Annotated in this window: 15 protein-coding genes; 4 read left to right on the top strand and 11 right to left on the bottom strand. The window is 71.6% G+C overall.

The features are described from left to right. Nucleotides 1-2: 2 nt before the first annotated feature. A complete protein-coding gene (locus P1P75_RS12535) occupies nucleotides 3-896 on the bottom strand; it encodes an ABC transporter ATP-binding protein (protein ID WP_319254613.1) in 894 nt (297 codons plus the stop codon). Nucleotides 897-1111: 215 nt separating this feature from the next. Here P1P75_RS12535 and P1P75_RS12530 point away from each other — a divergent pair, with 215 nt between their 5' ends. Together P1P75_RS12530 and P1P75_RS12525 are read left to right on the top strand one after the other, a co-directional pair. Next, on the top strand, nucleotides 1112-2317 hold the full coding sequence (locus P1P75_RS12530) for a macrolide family glycosyltransferase (protein ID WP_319254611.1): 1206 nt from the start codon (nucleotides 1112-1114) through the stop codon (nucleotides 2315-2317). A 139-nt stretch (nucleotides 2318-2456) separates the two neighbouring features. After that, nucleotides 2457-3071: a hypothetical protein gene (locus P1P75_RS12525; protein WP_319254609.1), complete on the top strand. Its 615-nt coding sequence runs from the start codon at nucleotides 2457-2459 to the stop codon at nucleotides 3069-3071. A 191-nt stretch (nucleotides 3072-3262) separates the two neighbouring features. On the opposite strand, the gene P1P75_RS12520 is transcribed toward P1P75_RS12525, so the two are convergent. The 6 genes from P1P75_RS12520 to P1P75_RS12495 form a co-directional block, all read right to left on the bottom strand. Beyond that, the gene (locus P1P75_RS12520) at nucleotides 3263-3781 is read right to left on the bottom strand and encodes a DUF1990 domain-containing protein (RefSeq protein ID WP_319254607.1); all 519 of its coding nucleotides are present in this window, start codon (nucleotides 3779-3781) and stop codon (nucleotides 3263-3265) included. A gap of 71 nt (nucleotides 3782-3852) precedes the next feature. Next, nucleotides 3853-5517, bottom strand: a complete 1665-nt coding sequence (locus P1P75_RS12515; protein WP_319254605.1) for a M4 family metallopeptidase — start codon at nucleotides 5515-5517, stop codon at nucleotides 3853-3855. A gap of 320 nt (nucleotides 5518-5837) precedes the next feature. Then, entirely contained in the window at nucleotides 5838-7886 is a 2049-nt protein-coding gene (locus P1P75_RS12510) for a M4 family metallopeptidase (protein ID WP_319254603.1), read from the bottom strand. Between the two features lie 232 nt (nucleotides 7887-8118). Beyond that, nucleotides 8119-9930: an ABC transporter ATP-binding protein gene (locus P1P75_RS12505; protein WP_319254601.1), complete on the bottom strand. Its 1812-nt coding sequence runs from the start codon at nucleotides 9928-9930 to the stop codon at nucleotides 8119-8121. Further along, a complete protein-coding gene (locus P1P75_RS12500) occupies nucleotides 9927-11723 on the bottom strand; it encodes an ABC transporter ATP-binding protein (protein ID WP_319254599.1) in 1797 nt (598 codons plus the stop codon). The genes P1P75_RS12505 and P1P75_RS12500 overlap by 4 nt, the downstream gene beginning before the upstream one ends. Beyond that, on the bottom strand, nucleotides 11720-13528 hold the full coding sequence (locus tag P1P75_RS12495; protein ID WP_319254597.1) for an ABC transporter ATP-binding protein: 1809 nt from the start codon (nucleotides 13526-13528) through the stop codon (nucleotides 11720-11722). The genes P1P75_RS12500 and P1P75_RS12495 overlap by 4 nt, the downstream gene beginning before the upstream one ends. Between P1P75_RS12495 and P1P75_RS12490 the strand changes: the two genes are divergently transcribed. Beyond that, complete coding sequence (locus P1P75_RS12490) at nucleotides 13458-15008, top strand: FHA domain-containing protein (RefSeq protein ID WP_319254595.1); 1551 nt, start codon at nucleotides 13458-13460, stop codon at nucleotides 15006-15008. The genes P1P75_RS12495 and P1P75_RS12490 overlap by 71 nt on opposite strands. 53 nt (nucleotides 15009-15061) lie before the next feature. Here P1P75_RS12490 and P1P75_RS12485 read toward each other — a convergent pair whose 3' ends face one another. Continuing rightward, nucleotides 15062-16072, bottom strand: a complete 1011-nt coding sequence (locus tag P1P75_RS12485) for a methyltransferase domain-containing protein (protein ID WP_319254592.1) — start codon at nucleotides 16070-16072, stop codon at nucleotides 15062-15064. Between the two features lie 147 nt (nucleotides 16073-16219). Between P1P75_RS12485 and P1P75_RS12480 the strand changes: the two genes are divergently transcribed. Further along, on the top strand, nucleotides 16220-16633 hold the full coding sequence (locus P1P75_RS12480; protein ID WP_319254590.1) for a globin: 414 nt from the start codon (nucleotides 16220-16222) through the stop codon (nucleotides 16631-16633). A gap of 56 nt (nucleotides 16634-16689) precedes the next feature. On the opposite strand, the gene P1P75_RS12475 is transcribed toward P1P75_RS12480, so the two are convergent. Genes P1P75_RS12475 through ettA form a run of 3 tightly spaced genes read right to left on the bottom strand, consistent with a single transcriptional unit; the run spans nucleotide 16690 to nucleotide 19445 of the window. After that, on the bottom strand, nucleotides 16690-17367 hold the full coding sequence (locus P1P75_RS12475; RefSeq protein WP_319254588.1) for a hypothetical protein: 678 nt from the start codon (nucleotides 17365-17367) through the stop codon (nucleotides 16690-16692). After that, a complete protein-coding gene (locus P1P75_RS12470) occupies nucleotides 17364-17774 on the bottom strand; it encodes a thioesterase family protein (RefSeq protein ID WP_073498682.1) in 411 nt (136 codons plus the stop codon). Before P1P75_RS12470 ends, P1P75_RS12475 begins: the two co-directional genes overlap by 4 nt. Before the next feature lie 6 nt (nucleotides 17775-17780). Next, nucleotides 17781-19445 (bottom strand): energy-dependent translational throttle protein EttA, encoded by a 1665-nt coding sequence (ettA, locus tag P1P75_RS12465; protein WP_319254585.1) that lies wholly within the window; start codon nucleotides 19443-19445, stop codon nucleotides 17781-17783. Nucleotides 19446-19898: the final 453 nt, after the last annotated feature.

Below are 19898 nucleotides of genomic sequence, written 5' to 3'. Positions count from 1 at the left end.
CGCTACTCCACCAGTGAGCGCCCGGTCAGGCGCAGGAAGACGTCCTCCAGGGTGCATCTGCGCTCGAGTGTCCCGCTCGGCCGGAGCCCGGCGCGGTGGACCGCGGCCACCGTCTCCTCGGCGCTCTTCACGTAGAGCAGCACCCGGCTTCCCAGGACCTCGACCCGCTCCGCCAGCGACTGGAGTGCGGGCAGTTGCGAGGGATCACAGCCGTCGTCGTAACGCAGTTCGACGACTTCGGGCGTGCCGTGGGTCCGCAGCAACTGGGCGGGCGTGCCCATGGCGACGATCCGCCCCTCGTCCACGATCGTGATCCGGTCGCTCAGTTGCTCGGCCTCGTCCATGTAGTGGGTGGTGAGAACCACGGTCGCGCCGTTCCGCCTCAACTCCCGCAGCCGGTCCCACAGCAGATGGCGGGCCTGGGGGTCCAGCCCGGTCGTGGGCTCGTCCAGCAGGATGATGTCCGGCTTGTTCACCAGCGCGCGGGCGATGGTGAGCCGGCGCAGCATGCCGCCCGACAGCGAGTCGAGGAGGTCTTTCGCCCGGTCGGTGAGCTGGACGAACTCCAGGAGTTCGATGGAGCGTTCCCGGGCGGCTTTTCGGCTCAGCCCGAAGAGGCGGGCGTACGTCGTCAGATTCTCCAGAACCGTCAGTTCGCGGTCGAGATTGTCCTTCTGCGGCACCACGCCCAACCGTGCCCGGATGGCGGGACCGTCCTTCACGGGATTCATACCGAGGATGCGCAGGCTTCCCCCGGACGGCGTGGAAGTGCCGCTCAGCATGCGCATAGTGGTACTTTTTCCGGCGCCGTTCGGCCCCAGCAGTGAGAAGACCTCGCCGGTCCGGACTTCAAAGTGGATGTTGTCGACCACTGTGGAATCGCCATAACACTTCATCAGGCCCTGGGCAGATATCAGTGCGTCCCCGGTTCCCATCACGCTCCGCCCTCTGATTCACGATGCCAATCGGAGATGCTAACAGCAGTCCCCGAGCGCCGTCCCTGTCGAACTTATTCGACGCAGTCGGCCGCTGCTCAACTGGCGTGCAGAGCAGGCCGATTGATGGAGAGGCGCTCTTGCCGCCGAGACGTACTGCTGATTAGCATGTCGGCATGCATTTCTCGCGGTGGGGAAGGCCTGCCCGTATTGCGATGGTCAATGCGTCGGCGCCTGGTCACATTTACACAAGCCTGGAAGTCATCAGAGAGCTCGCCGCTCGTGGGCACCGAGTCACTTATGCCATCCCCGAAAAATACGCGGACATCGCTTCCTCCGTGGGAGCGGAACCCAAGCCCTACCACTGCACATTGGGTATGGACACCGGGGACTGGCTGAAAAAGGGGCCCATCGGCTGCATGGAGGCCGGCCTGACGGACAGCATGCAGGCCCTCCCGCAGCTCGCCGCCGCCTACGCGGACGACGACCCGCCCGACCTCGTCCTGTACGACTGGCTCACCCCCTACGCGCGCATCCTGGCCCGCCGGTGGGGTGTGCCCGCAGTGATGCTGGCCCAGATGTCGGACTGGGAGCCCACGGAGGAACAGCGGGCCGAGGCCGCCCAGTACTCGCCCGACCCCCGCCACGAGGCGCATGAGCGGCGCTATCGCCACTGGCTCGACCAGCAGGGCTTCGCCGACATGGACGTCTACACCTTCGCCAACAGACCGGACCGCTCCCTCGGCCTCATCCCGAGATTCCTCCAGCCGTACGCCGACAGGATCGATCCCGCCGTCCACACGTTCGTGGGGGCGTGCCTGGGAGACCGGTCCCACCAGGGAGGGTGGCAGCGTCCACCGGCGACGGCCCCGACCGACCGGCTCCTGCTCATCACCCTCGGCACCTCGTACTCGGACGAGCCCGGCTTCTTCGACAACTGCGTCGAGGCGTTCGGGAACCTGCCCGGCTGGCACGTGGTGCTGCACGTCTGGCGGGACTCCGACCGGGCGGCTCTGGGCCCGGTGCCGGCCAACATCGAGGTGCACGGCCGGATTCCCCAACTGGCCATCCTGCGCCAGGCGGACGCTCTCATCAGCCGCGGAGGCATGGGAGCCGTCCTGGAGGCACTGGACTGCGAGGTGCCCATGGTCACCATTCCCAGGGGCGCCGATCAGTTCCTCAACTCGCAGACGCTGCGGGAACTCGGCGTGGCCCGCGAGATCCCGGCCGAGGAAGTGACCGCCAAGGCGCTGCGCACAGCGGTGACGGGGCTGGTCGACGACCCTGAGGTCGCCGATCGCCTGAGCCGGCTCAAGGAGCGAATGGTCCAGGAGGGCGGGGCGGGCCGGGCCGCCGATCTGATCGAGGCCGAACTGCGCTGAAGCGACACCGCCGACCGGGAGGCCATGAGTGAGTAAGTCATCCCCCGATGTCACCGTCATTCTCCCGTGCGCGGGCTTCGGTGTTCGCTTCGGCGCCCCGTACTCCAAAGAGTTGCATTGCCTGGCGCCCGGTGTCTCCGTGATCGACCGGAGCCTGGAGACGGTCGTCGAACTCGCCAGGTCGGGACTGAGCGTCCGGGTGGTGGTCGCCTTCAGGACGCACAAGCTGGACGTGGTCGGCCATCTCGCCGGCTACACACGGGACTTGGACATGGTCTTCGTGTACCAGGACGATTCCTTCGAGGACAGCCTCAGCGGGGCCATCCGCACCGCACTGCCGCTCGCCGAGGGACGGGTCGCCCTGGTGCTGCCGGACATCACTCTCCTGGGCCCCGGCAGCGAGCGGAGCCTCGTGGAGGCGGTGGGCAGGACGGAGCCGTCCGGCTGGTGCGTGGTGGCTGCACGAGGGTTCGCCCCGGAGGCGCTGCGTGAGCTGGGAGCGCTGGGGCTGTCTGAACACGAGGAAGGTGTCAGGGTGCTCGCGGCGGAGGAGAAACCCCGGCGTCCTGACCGTTTCAACGCCGCGTGGGCTATGGTCGTCGCGAGCCCCGAGCAAGCCCACCGGCTCCCGGAGATCGCCCTTCAGGGGGCGGACAGCCCGCTGGTCGGTGCGAGCGCCGTCGAGGTGGCCGGGTTCATCAACTTCAACACTGCGGAAACGCCCGGCCTGAGTCTCGCCCACCGAGATCGGTGACGGCCACCGAGATCGGTGACGGCCACCGAGATCGGTGACGCCCGGGTGGGCCGGTCGTGTCGGGCCGACAGTCGAGTCCCGGCGCGGTACTCGTGGAGCGTCCCGAGTACCGCGCTTCCCGCTCGGTGAGGTCGCACAGAGCGATCGGTGCGGTCGAATGTGTTGGATGACTCGCCGGGCGCCCGTTTCGACTACTCCTTCACCCCCGCCGTCGCCAGCCCCCGCAGCACCGTCCCGCACCTGCGTGCGTACGCCTGCTGCAGCCCCCGGGTCGCCGGGCCGCCCGCCCGTGCGTACCACTTGGCGGGGCGGCTGAAGGCGGAGACCGTCAGCCAGACCGTGCCGTCGCCCGTGCGGTCGACGACGAAGGACTCCTCGCCGGACTCCGGGTGGCCGGGAAGTGTGCCGTACGCCCAGCCGGCGCGGCGGTGTTCCTCCACCGTCCAGACCACGCGGCAGGGGGCCTTTATCAGGCCGGCCAGGGTGATCGTGACGTCGACGTCGGGGGCGGCGCGGTCGGCGCTCGCCTCGATGCCGACGCCGAGCGCGCGGTGCAGTTCCCAGGTGAGGACCGCCTCCGCGGCGCGTCGGAAGACCTCCTCGCCCTCGCCGAGGCGCGTACGCACGTGCAGGGCGTGGAAGCCGGGCGGGCAGAAGCCGGGCTTGCGCGTGGCGCCGACGTCCTCGTACGTGAAGTCCGCAACTGACATGGGACCCAAGAGTAGGGCGGCCCCCGGAATGCCTTCCTCCCGGGTGCCGCCCCCCATCCGTCAGATCACCGTCAGGCGACGTTGACCGCCGTCCAGGCCGCCGCGACCGCCTTGTACTCCGTGCTGGTGGAGCCGTAGAGCGCGGACGCGGCGCTCAGGGTCGCCGTGCGGGCGCCCGCGTAGTTCGTGGTCGAGGTCATGTACGAGGTCAGCGCCTTGTACCAGATCTGGACCGCCTTGGCGCGGCCGATGCCGGTGACCGTCGAGCCGTTGGACGTGGGGGAGTTGTACGAGACGCCGTTGATGGTCTTGGCGCCGCTGCCCTCGCTCAACAGGTAGAAGAAGTGGTTCGCCGGGCCGGACGAGTAGTGGACGTCCAGGTTCTTCAGCGAGGACGACCAGTAGTCGGCCGACGCGCCGTCCTTGCTCGGCTTGTCCTGGTAGCGCAGCGGGCTGCCGTCGCCGTTGATGTTGATCTTCTCGCCGATGAGGTAGTCGCCGACGTCGGAGGAGTTGGCGGCGTAGAACTCGACCGCCGTGCCGAAGATGTCGGAGGTCGCCTCGTTGAGGCCGCCGGACTCGCCGCTGTAGTTCAGCCCCGCCGTGTTGGAGGTGACGCCGTGGGTCATCTCGTGGCCGGCCACGTCGAGCGAGGTCAGCGGGTGCGTGTTGCTGGTGCCGTCGCCGTACGTCATGCAGAAGCAGCTGTCGTCCCAGAACGCGTTGACGTACGCGTTGCCGTAGTGGACGCGGGAGTAGGCGGCGACGCCGTTGTTCTTGATGCCGTTGCGGCCGAAGGTGTTCTTGTAGAAGTCCCAGGTGGTCTGGGCGCCGTAGGCCGCGTCGACCGCCGCCGTCTGGTCCGTGCTGGAGCTGGAGGCGGCGCCGGTGCCCCAGGTGTTGTCGGCGTCGGTGAACAGCGTGCCCGCCGAACTGGTCGTGCTGCGCGCCTTGTTGTACGTCTTGTGGCCGCCGCGGGTGGTGTCGTACAGCTGGTACGTGGAACCCGACAGGGTGCTGCCGATGGTGACCGTGCCGGAGTAGAGGCTCTTGCCGGTGCCGGTTTCGATGCCCTGGTACTCGTACAGCTTCGCGCCCGTGGCCGCGTCGGTGATGACGTGCAGCTCGTTGGGGGTGCCGTCCTCCTGGAGGCCGCCGACGACGGTCTCGTAGGCCAGGACCGGCTTGCTGCCGTTGCCCGCCCAGATCACCTTGCGGGGCGCCTGCGAGGCCTCGGTGTCCTCGGAGCCGGCCGCTTTCGCCAGCGAGAGCGCCTGGCTCTCGGCCTTGGTGGTGGGGACGGCCGGGGTGGTCGAGGCGACCTTGATGGTGGCCTTCGTCGCCTTGGTGACGCCCTGGTCCGCGCCGGTGCCCGACTCGTGGACGACGAGGTCGCCGCCGAGGACCGGCAGGCCCGCGTAGGTGCGCTCGTAGCGGGTGTGGACCGTGCCGTCGGCGTCCTTGACGACGTCGCGGACGACCAGCTTCTCCTGGGCGCCGAGGCCTATCTCCTGGGCCGTCGCGCCGGCGTCGGCCTGCTTGTCCTGGATGAGGGCGGTGCGGACGGCCGGGGCGAGCGTGGTCGGCACGGCGAGGGGCTTGGCGGCCGTCGCGTCGGCGGGGGTCTGGGCGACGGCTGAGCCGGAGGTGAGTCCGGTGGTGACGAGCGCTCCGGCGGCGACGGCGGTCGCGATGGCCAGGGTGGTGCGCTTGTGACGCGCGTAGAGGGAGGACACACAAGCTCCTTGGAAGTGGGGGGTGCCCGGCCGGCGTGGGGAGGCCGGCCGTGACGACGGTGCAGTTGTGCGGCGGGTGACAGGAAGAGTGGCATCCAGGTCGCGTACATGTCAGGACCCCTAAGTGATGTTGACCGAAAATCGACCAACCGGTGAACATTTCCGCTGTGTGAACGGGCCTGACCTCGGTCAAAGGCCAACAGAATCAAGGCAATCAACTGGCAAAAAGAGGACGCCGCCCCGGGAGCCGAAGCTCCGGAGCGGCGTCCTGTGGTGGGGGTGTGGGCCCGCTTGGGCCCCCTTCACGGCCTGGCGGCGACCTACGGGAAGGTCAGCGTCCAGCCGTTGATGTAGCCCGTGTCCCGGGCCGCGTTGTCCTGGACCCTCAGGTTCCAGACGCCGTTGGCGACTTCGGAGGACGCGTTCACCGTGTAGGTGGTGTTCAGGTTGTCCGAGCTGCCGCCGGTGCCGTACGCCTTCAGCGTGTACACCGTGCCGTCCGGGGCGACCAGCTGCACCCGGAGGTCACCGACGTAGGTGTGGACGATGTCGACCGCCACCGCGAGGTTCGACGGCGCGTTGCCCGTCCGGCCGGAGACGGTGAGCGGCGAGTTGACCGCCGCGCCGTTGTCCGGAACCGATACGTCGGTGGTGCTCTCGAAGGAGGTGCCGCCACCGCCGCCACCGGGCCGGGCGCCTACCGCGATGCCCGCCCACGCGTGCTGGACCGCCGTGTACTCGGCGCTCGTCGTGCCGTACAGCTCACCGGCCGCCGCGAGGGTGCCCGTGCGGGCGCCCGCGTAGTTGGTGGTCGAGGTGAACTTCGTGGTGAGCGCGCGGAACCAGATCTTCTCCGCCTTGTCCCGGCCGATGCCGGTGACGGGCAGCCCGTCCGAGGTGGCCGAGTTGTACGAGACGCCGTTGATGGTCTTGGCGCCGCTGCCCTCGCTCAGCAGGTAGAAGAAGTGGTTGGCCGGGCCCGATGAGTAGTGCACGTCGATCGAGCCGATGCCGGAGTACCAGCTGTCCTTGGACGCGCCGTCCTTGCTCGGCTTGTCCATGTACCGCAGCGGCGTGCCGTCGCCGTTGATGTCGATCTCCTCGCCGATGAGGTAGTCACCGACGTCGGAGGGGTTGTTGGCGTAGAACTCGACGGTCGAGCCGAAGATGTCCGAGGTCGCCTCGTTCAGGCCGCCCGACTCGCCGCTGTAGTTGAGGCCGGCCGTGTTGGAGGTGAGCCCGTGGGTCATCTCGTGGGCGGCCACGTCGATCGACGTCAGCGGGTTGGCGTTGCCGGAGCCGTCGCCGTACGTCATGCAGAAGCAGCTGTCCGACCAGAACGCGTTGACGTAGTTGTTGCCGTAGTGGACGCGGGAGTACGCGCCGACCCCGTCGCCGCGGATGCCGGAGCGCCCGTGCACGTTCTTGTAGTAGTCCCAGGTCAGCTGGGCGCCGTAGGCGGCGTCGGCGCCGGCCGACTCCAGGTTCGACGCGGTGCCGTTGCCCCAGACGTCGTCGGGGCCCGAGAAGAGGGTGCCGGTGCCGGAGGTGCCGCGGTTGAGGTTGTACGTCTTGTGGCTGCCGCGGGTGGCGTCGGTGAGGTTGTACGTCGACCCGGACTGCGTGCTGCCGATGGTGACCTGACCGCTGTACACCGTGTTGCCGGTGCCGGTCTCGATGGCCTCCCACTCGTACAGCTTGGCGCCGCTGGTGGCGTCCGTGACGACGTGCAGTTCCTGCGGGGTGCCGTCGTGCTGGAACCCGCCGACGACCGTCTCGTAGGCCACGGTCGGCGTGCCGTTCGCGGCCCAGATCACCTTGCGGGGCGCGCGGTTGACGTCGGGGTTCTTTGCGTCCTCGGCCTTCGCCGCCGACAGTGCCTGTGCCTCGGCCTTCGCCGCGGGCACCTTGGCCGTGGTGGTGGCCGGCTTGACGGCGGCGCGGGTGGCCTTGACGACGGACGTCGTCGCGCCGGCCGGGGTGGACTCGACGACGAGGTCGCCGCCGAGGACCGGCAGGCCCGCGTAGGTGCGCTCGTAGCGGGTGTGGACGGTGCCGTCGGCGTCCTTGAGGACGTCCCGGACGACGAGCGCCTCCTGGGCGCCGAGGCCCAGTTCCTTCGCCGTCTGCGCCTTGTCGGCGTTCGCGCCGCGGATCAGCTCGGCGCGCTGGGCGGGGGTGAGGCGGACCGATTCGGAGCCCGGTATCGCCTGGCCGGCCGCCTGCGGTGCCTTCACCGGGGCGGCCGTCGCGGCGCCGGACTGCACGGCGGCGGCGATGAGCGCGGACACGCCGACGAGGGCGAGGGCCGCGGCTCTGCGGGAGGGGGTGTGGGAGGTGCGTCTGCGAGGAGAGGAACTGCTGCTCAACACTGACTCCTTCTGCGCGGCCGCGGGTCACGCGGCCGGGGGGAGACCGCACGGCGGGTGGGCCGCGCGGGCACAACTGGGGCCGTACGCAGAAACGGGTGACGCTGTGGGGTTGCTGTGCAGTAGCAGTGGGAAGAGTGGCAGCCGACAGCGCTGTCTGTCAGGACCGCGTCAGAAAGTTGGCTGGAAACGGTTCGTTGTCCGGGAGTTCATGTTCGATATACGGATCGGATCACTGGAGGCCGCCCTGAGGGTCCGAACGCTCCCCGTGCCACGTCCCCCACAGCGACGCGTACGCCCCGCCCGCCCGCACCAGCTCCTCGTGCGTGCCGAGTTCCGTCAGCCGCCCGCCCTCCATCACCGCGACCCGGTCCGCGTCGTGCGCGGTGTGCAGCCGGTGCGCGATGGCGATGACCGTACGGCCGCGCAGTACGGCCGCCAGCGCCCGCTCGGTGTGCCGGGCGGTCGCCGGGTCCAGCAGGGCCGTCGCCTCGTCCAGGATCAGCGTGTGCGGGTCCGCCAGCACCACCCGCGCCAGCGCGAGCTGCTGCGCCTGCGAGCCGTCCGTACGGCGGCGGTCCGCGCCCACCTCCGCGTCGAGACCGCCGGGCAGCTCCCGCACCCAGCCCGCGGCCCCCACCGCGGCCAGCGCCGCCCACAACTCCTCGTCCGAGGCGGCCGGTTCGGCGATCAGCAGATTGTCGCGGACCGTGCCGAGGAAGACGTGATGCTCCTGGGTGACCAGGACGACCTGCCGGCGCAGCGTCTCCGGAGCCAGGTCCGCGACCGCCACCCCGCCCACCGTGACCGAACCCGCCGTCGGCGCGTCCACGCCCGCCAGCAGCCGGCTCAGCGTCGTCTTGCCCGCACCCGACGGGCCGACCACCGCGAGCCGCTCACCCGGCCGCACGGTCAGGTCCACCCCGCGCAGCACCTCGCCCCCGCGGTCGTACGCGTACCGCACGCCCCGCACATCGATCCGGTCGTCCACCGGGAGCGGCGCCCCGCCCTCCGGCTCGGACCGCGGGGCGCGGGCCAGCCCCTCCACCCGCGCGAACGAGGCACCGCTGCTCTGGAACTGCTCGACGCGCATCAGGATCTGGTCGAGCGGATCGGCGAACTGCCGCAGATACAGCGCCGCCGCCACCACCGTCCCCAGGCTCAGCGTGCCCCGCGCGTGCAGCATCCCGCCCAGCAGCAGCACCCCCGCCACGGGCAGCGTGTACGACACCTCCACCACCGGGAAGAACACGCTCCGCAGGAACAGCGTGTGGAACCGCGTACGCCGCGACACCGCCAGCGCGTCCCGGCTCGCCGCCGTCCGCCGCTCCCCGAGCCGGAACGCCTCCACCGTGCGGGCCCCGCCCGCGGTCTCCGCGAGGATGTCGGCGACCTCCGAGGTGGCCGCCCCCTCGGCGAGGTACCCGGCGCGAGCCCGGCGCAGATACCAGCGCAGCGCGAACCAGACGGGCGTCAGCCCGAGCACCCCCACCGCGCCGAGCAGGGGGTCGATCACGAAGACGGCGCCCAGCAGGAACAGCGCCTGCACCGCGCAGACCAGCAGCTCGGGCCCGGCGTCCCGCAGGGTCGTGCCCACCGCCGCCACGTCGGCCGTGCCGCGCGTGGCGAGGTCCCCGGTGCCGGCCCGCTCCACGACCGACGCGGGCAGCGCCAGCGTCCGCTCGACGAAGCCCTCCCGCACCCGCGCGAGCGTCCGCTCCCCGAACCGGTGCCCCGCGTACCGGGCCCAGCGGGCCAGCACCAACTGCGCCAGCGCGCACACCAGAATGGCCGGAGCCAGCCGGTCCACCGCCGCCGTCCCGCCGCCGGACCGCACCTCGTCGATGATCCGGCCGAGCAGCCAGGGCCCGGCCAGACCGGCCGCGGCGGCCAGTACGTTGAGCGCCACGACGCCGGCGAAGACCCGCGCGTCGGCCCGCACCAGCCGGCCGGTGGCCCGTCGCACATCGGCCCGCGTGGCCACCGGAAGCCGCCCCTCGCCGGCCTCCGCCTCCGCTCCGGCCGCCTTCGCATCCGACGTCATCGCACGGCCCCCTCGGCGCCCTCGGTCCCGGCGGTCTCTTCGGTGCCCTCGGCGCCTTCACCGTCTTCGGTGCCCTCCGCGTCGCGCGCCACCAGCGCCCGGTACCCCGGCTCCGTCTCCAGCAGCACCCGATGCCGGCCGCTGGCCGCGGCCTTCCCGTCGACCAGGTACACCACCCGGTCGGCGTGGTCGAGCAGCAGCGGGGAGGAACTCGTCACGACGGTCGTCCGGCCGGCGCGCGCCTGCCGCAGCCGCTGCGCGATCGCCGCCTCCGTATGCGCGTCGAGCGCCGAGGTGGGCTCCACGGCCAGCAGCACCTCGGGATCGGCGAGCAGCGCCCGCACCAGCCGTACGCGCTGGCGCTGGCCCCCGGAGAGACTGCGGCCCTGCGCGGCCACCGCGGAGTCGAGCCCCTCCGGGAGGCCCTGCACGATGTCCTCGGCGGCAGCCGCCCGCAGCGCCCGGCCGGCCTCCGCGGGGGACGGTGTGCCCCGGCCGCCCACCAGCTCGCGCAGGCTGCCGGCGAACAGGTCCGCCTCGTTGTCGGCGACCAGGATCCGCTTCCGAACCCGCGCCGACCCGACGGCGTCGAGGCGTACGCCGCCCCACGTGACGTCGGTCGGCCCGTACCGGCCCAGCCGGTCGATCACGGCGGCCGTGTCGGCGGGCCGCGCGCCTGCCAGCGCCGTCAGCAGACCGGGCACGACCCGCACACCGGAGTCGGGGTCGTACAGTTCCGCGGGCCCGGCGGGTGCGTCCGCCGTACCGGTGTCCGGATCGGGCTCCAGGCGCAGCAGCCGTACGACCCGGCGGGCGGCGACCACGCCCCGGCTGAGGTGGTAGCCCATGTCGACGAGGAAGGCCACCGGGCCGACCAGCACGGCCACATAGCCGTACACCGACACCAGCTCGCCGACCGTCAGTTCACCCTGGGCGGCGAGCCGGGCCGCCAGCCAGGTCACCACGGCGAGGAACACCGTGGGCAGGCCCACCCCGAGGGCCTGCATCCAGCTGGTGACCGAGCCGACCCGGTAGCCCTGGACGCGCAGCCGCTGGGAGTCGCGGCGGAACGCCTCAGCGAACAGGCTTTTGCCGCCGAGCCCGTTGAGCACCCGCAGCCCGCCCGCGAGGTCGCCGATGCGTGCGGTGAGCACGCCCTGCCGCTCCCGGTACTCGCCCTCGGCGCCCTGGAGCCGGCCCATCAGCGGGCCGACCAGCACCGCGATGACGGGCATGCCCAGCAGCACGACCGCCGCGAGCAGCGGCGAGATCGACAGCAGCACCCCGGCGACGACGACGTAGACGACGACCGAGCCGATGCCCGGCCCGATCATCGTCAGGGACATGGCGATGGTCTGGACGTCGCCGACGCCGATCGTGACGACCTCCCCGGCCCCGATCCGGCGCGGCAGCGCGGCACCCAGCCGGACCGCGTGCCCGACGACGACCTTGACCGTGCGGAAGTTGGCGTCCATGCGCAGCCGGGTCATCGTGCGGTGCCGCACGATGCTCACCCAGGCGTTGAACGCGCCCACCACGAACAGCGCGGCCGTCCAGAGCGCCAGCGCGGCCGTGTCACCGCGCTCCAGCCCGTCGTCGACCGCCCTCGACAGCAGATACGGGGCGACCGCCAGCAGCACCATCCAGACGCTGGACAGTGCCGCCCCCGCCAGCGCCCGCCCCGGCTGGCGGCAGGTCAGCCACCACAGGTACCACCAGCCACCCCGGCAGTCGGGCGTGCCGGGGTCGGCGTAGGCGTCGACCGGCTCCCTCCGCGTCCGCCCCGCCCTCACGCGAGGCTGTCCCGCCAGGCGCGGTGCAGGTCGGCGAACCGGCCGGTGCCCGCGACGAGTTCGGCCGGCGTGCCGTCCTCGACGATTCCTCCGTGTTCCATGACGAGCACCCGGTCGGCGATCTCCACGGTCGACAGCCGGTGCGCGATCACCACCGCCGTACGGCCCTTCAGGACCGTCGCCATCGCCGCCTGCACGGCCCGTTCGCCGGGCACGTCGAGCGAGCTGGTCGCCTCGTCGAGGATCAGCACCGCCGGATCGGCGAGCAACGCCCGTGCGAAAGCGACGAGTTGACGCTGACCGGCGGAGATGCGGCCGCCGCGCCTGCGGACGTCCGTGTCGTAGCCGTCGGGCAGGGCACTGATGAACTCGTGCGCGCCGAGCGCCTTCGCCGCCCGCTCGATGTCCTCCCGGCTCGCGTCCGGCCGCCCGATCGCGATGTTCTCGGCGACCGTCCCGGAGAACAGGAACGCCTCCTGCGTCACCATGACCACCCCGCGCCGCAGTTCGGCCGTCGTCAGGTCGCGCAGATCGACACCGTCGAGGAGGACCCGGCCCGCCGTCGGGTCGTAGAAGCGGGCGAGCAGCTTGGCCAGCGTGGACTTCCCGGCGCCGGTCGAGCCGACCACGGCGACGGTCTCTCCGGCGGGCAGGGTGAGGTCGAAGCGGGGCAGCACCTCACCGCCCGTGCGGTAGCCGAAGGCGACGCCGTCGAACACGACCTCGCGGCCCGGCATGTCCGGCCGGCGGGCCGGCAGCTCCCGCGGCACGGCCGGCTCGGGCACGGACGGCTCCTGGGCCAGCAGCCCGGCGATCTTCTCCAGGGAGGCGGCCGCCGACTGGTACGAGTTGAGGAACATGCCGAGCCGGTCGATGGGGTCGTACAGCCGCCGCAGATACAGCACCGCCGCCGCCAGTACACCCAGCGCGAGGGAGCCGTCCGCGACCCGCTGGGCGCCCCACAGCACGATCAGCGCGACGGCCGTGTTGGCGACCAGCCGTGAGCCGACGACATACCGGGCCATCTCCAGGAGCGCGTCCCCGTTGGTCCGCTCGTGCCGCTGGTTCAGGACCCTGAAGTCGGCCTCGTTGACGGCCTCGCGGCGGAACGCGCGCACCGGCCGGATGCCGTTGACCGTCTCCACGAACTTCACGATCACGGACGCGATCGCGGTGGACCGCGTCCGGTACACCCGCCCCGCGCGCCGCTGGTAGACCCGCACCAGGAGGTACAGCGGCCCGAACGAGGCCACCGCGACCGCGCCGAGACCCAGGTCCAGCCAGAGCAGCATCGCCGAGATGTAGAGGAACGACAGGACGACGGTGACCAGTTCCTGGAGTCCCTCGCTGAGCAGTTCGCGCAGCGACTCCACGTCGGTGGTGGAACGGGAGATGAGCCGGCCCGAGGTGTAGCGCTCGTGGAAGTCGACGCTCAGCGCCTGCGCGTGCCGGAAGATCCGCCCGCGCAGGTCCAGCAGCACGTCCTGGTTGACGCGGGCCGAGGCGATCAGGAACGCGTACTGGAGCCCGCCGCCGGCCAGCGCGCACCCCAGATAGCCGACGCCCACCGCGACCAGCGGCCCCGAATCGTCCTGGCGGAACGCCGGTACGGCACGGTCGATGGCGTACGCCACCAGCAGCGGGCCCGCCTGCACGGCTGCCTGCTGGAGCAGCAGCAGGAACGTGGTCAGGGCGACGCGCGCCTTCATCGGGGCGAGCAGCGAGCGCAGCAATGTGCCGGTGGCGCCCGGCGGGGGCGGCGGGAAGCCGTACCCCCCGCCGGGCGCCGGAGGCCGTCCCGACAACCGACACCTGTCCGCGGTACCGAACGCCGAGCCGGAGCTGTGCCCGCAGTGCCGCACGCCCCGTGAGGGCGGCGCGCCCTTCTGCGAGGAGTGCCGGTGGAACTTCCTGACCAACACGGCGACCTCGTACACCCCGGCCGCCCCGCGCACGCCGGGGCCCGGCGGGCCCGGCCCGGGTGGTCCCGGCGGTCCCGTCGGTCCCGGGGCGGGTCCCGACGCGCGGTTCCAGCCGCCGCCCCCGTCCTTCGGCGGTGGTGACTCCTTCGAGTACCAGGGCTCGCGTCCGTCCCAGGTGAATCGTCCCGCCGAGCCGATCCCGTCGTTCGGCGACCCGTCGCGGCCTCCGGGCCAGGGACACGGCCAGGGGCACGGCCAGGGTCCGGGGCACGGCCAGGGTCCGGGGCAGGGTCCGGGCCAAGGGCAGGGGGGCGGCAGGCCCTTCGGGCAGCAGCCGGGTGGCCAGGGTGGTCCCGGCGGCCGGCCGTTCGGTGGTCCCCCCGGCGGTCCCCAGGGTCCCGGCGGCACGGCCGGTGGCGGATCGCCCGCGGGCTCCTACGGGCGTGACCCGGGCGCTCCCGGCGACCCCTTCGGACAGCGCGGCCCCGGCCCCGTGAACCCGTCCGCCGACCCCTTCGCACGTGAACCCTCCGGCCCCGGCGGCCAGGGCGCCCCCGGCGGTCAGGGCGGCTACGGCCCCGACCCGTCCCGGCAGGACCCCCGCCCCGGCGGCGGTCATGGCCTGCCTGGCGGCCCCGGCGGTCCTGGTGGGCCGGGTGGCCATGGGGGGCCTGGCGGTCCCGGTGGGCCTGGCGGTCCCGGCGGCCACCGCGCCCCGCAGGCCTTCCAGCAGCCCGGACAGCCCGGCCCGCAGGCCCCGCCCGGCTACCCGCAGGAGACCGGCCGTCCGCAGCAGCCGTCCGGCCCGTCCTTCGGCGGCGGTGACGACGACTGGGTGCTCCCCCCGCCGTCCCACACCGGCGGCCCCGGCGGCAACCAGGGCGGCGGCTACGGCTACCCCCAGCCCGGCGGCAACCAGGCCCCGCCCCCGCCCGGCCCGGCGTTCCCGCAGCAGCCGGCGACCTGGACGGCGACGATAGGCCCCGACCGCGAGTACTTCATGTCGATGATGCACCGTTCGGGACCGGAGGCCGCGGGACTGAACCTGCCCGCGTACTCCCCGGAGCAGCAGCGCACGCTCGGCGGCAACCAGATCACCATCGGCCGCCGCCGGCACTCCACGGGTGAGACCCCCGACATCGATCTGTCGGTGCCGCCGGAGGATCCGGGCGTCTCGCACCAGCACGCGGTGCTGGTCCAGCAGCCCGACGGCAGCTGGGCCGTCGTCGACCAGAACTCGACGAACGGCACCACGGTCAACGGCTCCGACGAGCCGATCCAGCCCTTCGTGCCCGTACCGCTCCAGGACGGCGACCGGGTCCACGTCGGCGCGTGGACGACGATCACAGTGCGACGGGGCTAGGCACGGTCGGCTGGGACCGGTCGGCTGGGACCGGTCGGCGTGGGGGCCGCCCCCTAGGCGCCGATGAGGCTGGGCCCCGACGATCCCGGCAGGGGCCAGGCGTACGGTCCCTCCGGGTCGTCGAGCCAGGCCCAGGTCTGCTCACCGCCGACGGTGACGCCGTACCGGTCCCGTCCGGGCCTGCCCTCGCGTTCCCACAGCGCGTACGCCTCCTGCGGGTCGAGGGCGGCACGGGTGAGGGCCAGCAGGAAGCGGAACAGGTCGCTCTCCCTGGCTCGCGTCGGCACCCCGCCGAGGGCGACCGGCTCGGGCGCGCGCCGGTCGGTGCCGCGCAGCGGGACGAAGTAGGCGGGGGTGTGCAGGAAGTTCCCCTCGGCCTGCCCGCTCTCCCCCACCGTCAGCGCGAGCAGTCCGGTGGCGAGCGGGGTCAGGATGCGGGCGCCGGGACGGCACTGGGCGATCCAGGCCCGCGGGACCGACGCCAGCTCGCAGGTGGCGATGATCCGGTCGAAGGGGGCGCGTTCGGGGACTCCGCGGGCGCCGTCGCCGGTGACGACGGTGGGGTGGTACCCGGCCTCTGCGAGATGCCGCCGCGCGGACTCGGTGATCTCCGGGTCGAGGTCCACGGTGGTGACGCGCTCGTCCCCGAGCCGGTAGGACAGCAGCGCCGCGTTGTATCCCGTGCCCGCGCCGACCTCCAGCACCCGGTCCCCGTCGCACACCCGCAGTTCGGCGAGCATCTCCGCCATCAGCGAGGGCTGGCTGCTGGAGGAGAGCAGTTCCCCGTCCCGCAGCCGGGTCGCCAGCGGCACGTCCTCGTACGCGCCGCGCAACCAGCGCTCACGGGCCCGAGGATCGGGACTCTCGCCCCAGCGCCGCTCGTACCCGCGCGCGCCGCCGACGTAGTAGTAGGGCACGAAGAGATGACGCGGAACCGTGCCGAAGGCCTCCCGCCACTCAGGGTCGGCGGCGAAGGCCCCGCTCACCTCGATCTCCCGCACCAACGCCGCCCGCTCGGAGACGGCGAGCTGCTCCAACTCCTTGCCGAGAGCATGCGCTGTCATACGTCCACTGTGCGGCGGCCGGGCCCGGTAGGCGAGTGCCCGGGACCCTCGGACCCCGGGGCTCCCGGACCCCGGGGCTCGCCTACCCGTGGATCCCGAACGCCGGAGGTCCTAGGGCTGGAGTCCTCGGTCCCCGGGTCTGAGACCATGGGGAGCGTGAAAGAGATCCGGCGCGGCACGCTTCAGGAGCAGACCTTCTACGAGCAGGTCGGCGGGGAGGACACCTTCCGTCGGCTGGTCCACCGTTTCTACGAGGGAGTCGCCGAGGACCCGGTCCTGCGGCCCATGTACCCCGAGGAGGACCTGGGCCCGGCCGAGGAGCGGCTCAGGCTGTTCCTGATCCAGTACTGGGGCGGCCCCACGACGTACAGCGAGAACCGCGGCCACCCCCGCCTGCGGATGCGGCACGCGCCCTTCACCGTGGACCGGGCCGCGCACGACGCGTGGCTGAAGCACATGCGGGACGCGGTGGACGAGTTGGGGCTCTCCGCGGAGCACGAGGAGACGCTGTGGAACTACCTCACGTACGCCGCGGCGTCCATGCTCAACACCCCGGAATGACCCCGGAACGAGCCCGGTGACCTGGCGTACGGCGGCCCGAGGGGGCGTGCGGCCGCTCAGCGCACGCTGAGGCCCAGGCCGCCGAGTCCGGCCCGCCGTACGGCGATCGAGCCGTACGGGGTCCGCAGCCGCAGCCATGATCCCGAGGAGAACAGCCCGATGTCGCGGGGCGGGGTGGCCGGCCGCAGGAAGCCCAGCGACTGGGCCGCGTGCGCGGCCCGCACGGGCAGGCCGCTGTCCCCGACCGTCCGGGACCAGATGTCCCGCCCGATCCGGTCGAGTTCGGTCCGGGTACGGCCCTCGTCCGGCAGTTCCTCCATGCGGCGGCGGAACTCGGCGACCGCCGCGCCGACCATCGCGCGCAGCGCGTCCGGCGCCGGGAGTCCCGCCTGCGGCTGCCAGCCGCCGCGCGGCGGCAGTACGCCCGCCCAGGGCGGCCCGGTGACCGCGGCGGGTACGGCGGCCGTGGCCGCCGCCTCGTCCACGCTCTCCAGCAGCTCCCCGGCGGACACCGTCACGTCCAGCGTGACATCGAGGCCGTTCTCGTACGGCTTCGCCAGGCGGACCGCCCGGATCGCGAGGACCTCGAAGGACGGCGGCCGTCCGAAGACGGCCAGCGCGGTGCCGGCCGCCTGGAGCCGGACCGCTGCTCCACGGTCGTAGTGGAGCAGCCGGGAGAGGAAGGCCGCGAGATCCGCCGCCTCCCCCTCGTCGGCGAGGTGGAGCACCGTCATGCGGCGACGGCCTCCTTGTCGTCGTCCCGGTACTCCTCGAGGAACTCACGCTCCTCGTCGGTGAGCCGGCGCGGTCGCTGTGCGGCGAAGTCGAACGGCACGATCACCGTCGACGCGCTGACGTAGACCTGGTCGCCGTCCTTCACCTCGTAGGAGATGGTGAAGGACGCTGCGCGTATCTGCGTGATCCACAGTTCGATGTCGACCGGCGTGTGCCGGTGGACGAGCTGCCGCTTGTAGTCGATCTCGTGGCGCGCCACCACGGACCCCTGCTTGAAATCCTTCTCCGGGCGGAACAGGAAGTCGATACGGGCTTCCTCCAGGTACCGGAGGAACACCACATTGTTGACGTGGCCGTACGCGTCCATGTCCGCCCAGCGCAGTGGGCAGCGGTAGATGTGCCGCAAGAAAGATCAGCCCCGGGTCAGCTTCTTGTAGGTGGCGCGGTGCGGACGGGCCGCTTCCGCACCGAGACGCTCGATCTTGTTCTTCTCGTAGGACTCGTAGTTGCCCTCGAACCAGAACCACTTCGACTCGCCCTCGTAGGCGAGGATGTGCGTGGCCACCCGGTCCAGGAACCACCGGTCGTGGGAGACGACCACAGCCGCGCCCGGGAACTCGAGCAGCGCGTTCTCCAGGGAGGACAGGGTCTCCACGTCGAGGTCGTTGGTCGGTTCGTCGAGGAGCAGCAGGTTGCCGCCCTGCTTGAGGGTGAGCGCGAGGTTCAGGCGGTTGCGCTCGCCGCCGGACAGGACACCGGACGGCTTCTGCTGGTCCGGGCCCTTGAAGCCGAAGGCGGAGACGTACGCCCGCGACGGCATCTCGACCTGGCCGACGTTGATGTAGTCGAGGCCGTCGGAGACGACCTCCCACAGCGACTTCTTCGGGTCGATGTTCTCGCGGCTCTGGTCGACGTACGAGATCTTGACCGTGTCGCCGACCTTGATCGCGCCGGAGTCCGGCTCCTCCAGGCCCTGGATCATCTTGAAGAGGGTGGTCTTGCCGGCGCCGTTGGGACCGATGACACCGACGATGCCGTTACGCGGCAGCGTGAAGGAGAGGTCGTCGATGAGGACCTTCTCGCCGAACGCCTTGCTGAGGTTGTTGACCTCGACGACGACGCTGCCCAGACGCGGGCCCGGCGGGATCTGGATCTCCTCGAAGTCCAGCTTCCGCATCTTGTCGGCCTCGGCGGCCATCTCCTCGTAGCGCGCCAGACGCGCCTTGGACTTGGCCTGACGCCCCTTGGCGTTCGACCGCACCCACTCCAGCTCCTCCTTGAGGCGCTTGGCCCGCTTGGCGTCCTTCTGGCCCTCGACCTTGAGGCGGGAGGCCTTGGACTCCAGGTAGGTGGAGTAGTTGCCCTCGTAGCCGATGGCACGGCCGCGGTCCAGCTCGAGGATCCAGCCGGCCACGTTGTCCAGGAAGTACCTGTCGTGGGTCACGGCGACGACGGTGCCGGCGTACTTGGCGAGGTGCTGCTCCAGCCACTGCACGGACTCGGCGTCCAGGTGGTTGGTGGGCTCGTCGAGCAGCAGCAGGTCGGGGGCCTCGATCAGCAGCTTGCAGAGCGCGACGCGGCGCTTCTCGCCACCGGAGAGGTTGGTGACCGGCCAGTCGCCGGGCGGGCAGCCCAGGGCGTCCATGGCCTGCTCCAGCTGGGCGTCCAGGTCCCACGCGTTGGCGTGGTCGAGGTCGTCCTGGAGCTTGCCCATCTCCTCCATGAGCGCGTCCGAGTAGTCGGTCGCCATCAGCTCGGCGACCTCGTTGAACCGCTTGAGCTTGCCCATGATCTCGGAGGCGCCGTCCTGCACGTTCTCCAGGACCGTCTTCGACTCGTCGAGCGGCGGCTCCTGCAGCAGCATGCCGACGGAGTAGCCGGGCGACAGGAAGGCATCGCCGTTGGACGGCTGCTCCAGCCCGGCCATGATCTTGAGAACGGTGGACTTACCGGCACCGTTAGGCCCGACCACACCGATCTTCGCGCCGGGCAGGAAGCTCAGCGTCACGTCGTCAAGGATGACCTTGTCGCCGTGAGCCTTACGCGTCTTGCGCATGGTGTAGATGTACTCAGCCAAGAGAAACCGTCCGGCAGCTTGAATTCTGGCAGTGGGCAGATACACCCCATCTTGCCGGACTGCTACCCCTGGGGGGAAACCCGATTGCGGGAGACTCCCTGACCTGCGGTTTTGCCGTAGACACCTGCGGCGGACCTGTCACTGACGGCGGCCCATGGGAACGTGGAGCGCCGGATCCGGCCCGTCGGAGGATCCCGTCGCGTTCGCGGGCCCGTTGAACCCGGGTATCAGCGTCGATGTCAGTGCCTCTGGCTGTCGATGTCAGTGCCTGTGGCCATGGTCTCCCTCGCGCGGTCGGCTTCCGGAGGTTCCAGCTTGGAAGGAAATGGTTGCATCCCCGGCCTGTGCGGGGCGGCCCGGAATATGTCCGGGACCCAACCGACGCCGGGCTTCGTCGATGGCCGAGCGATGACCTGCCCGCGCCGGCCGCGCACCGCTCCTCCCCCTGCTGCT

The organism is Streptomyces sp. ID05-39B (assembly GCF_033794725.1).
Lineage (GTDB): Bacteria > Actinomycetota > Actinomycetes > Streptomycetales > Streptomycetaceae > Streptomyces > Streptomyces bobili.
This window is presented reverse-complemented; position numbering and strand designations above follow the sequence as displayed.

Excerpts from the sequence above, each read along its gene's own strand:
- P1P75_RS12535 (WP_319254613.1), bottom strand. The coding sequence starts at position 896 with ATGAAGTGTTATGGCGATTCCACAGTGGTCGACAACATCCACTTTGAA.
- P1P75_RS12530 (WP_319254611.1), top strand. The coding sequence starts at position 1,112 with ATGCATTTCTCGCGGTGGGGAAGGCCTGCCCGTATTGCGATGGTCAAT.
- P1P75_RS12520 (WP_319254607.1), bottom strand. The coding sequence starts at position 3,781 with ATGTCAGTTGCGGACTTCACGTACGAGGACGTCGGCGCCACGCGCAAG.
- P1P75_RS12505 (WP_319254601.1), bottom strand. The coding sequence starts at position 9,930 with ATGACGTCGGATGCGAAGGCGGCCGGAGCGGAGGCGGAGGCCGGCGAG.
- P1P75_RS12485 (WP_319254592.1), bottom strand. The coding sequence starts at position 16,072 with ATGACAGCGCATGCTCTCGGCAAGGAGTTGGAGCAGCTCGCCGTCTCC.
- P1P75_RS12480 (WP_319254590.1), top strand. The coding sequence starts at position 16,220 with ATGGGGAGCGTGAAAGAGATCCGGCGCGGCACGCTTCAGGAGCAGACC.
- P1P75_RS12475 (WP_319254588.1), bottom strand. The coding sequence starts at position 17,367 with ATGACGGTGCTCCACCTCGCCGACGAGGGGGAGGCGGCGGATCTCGCG.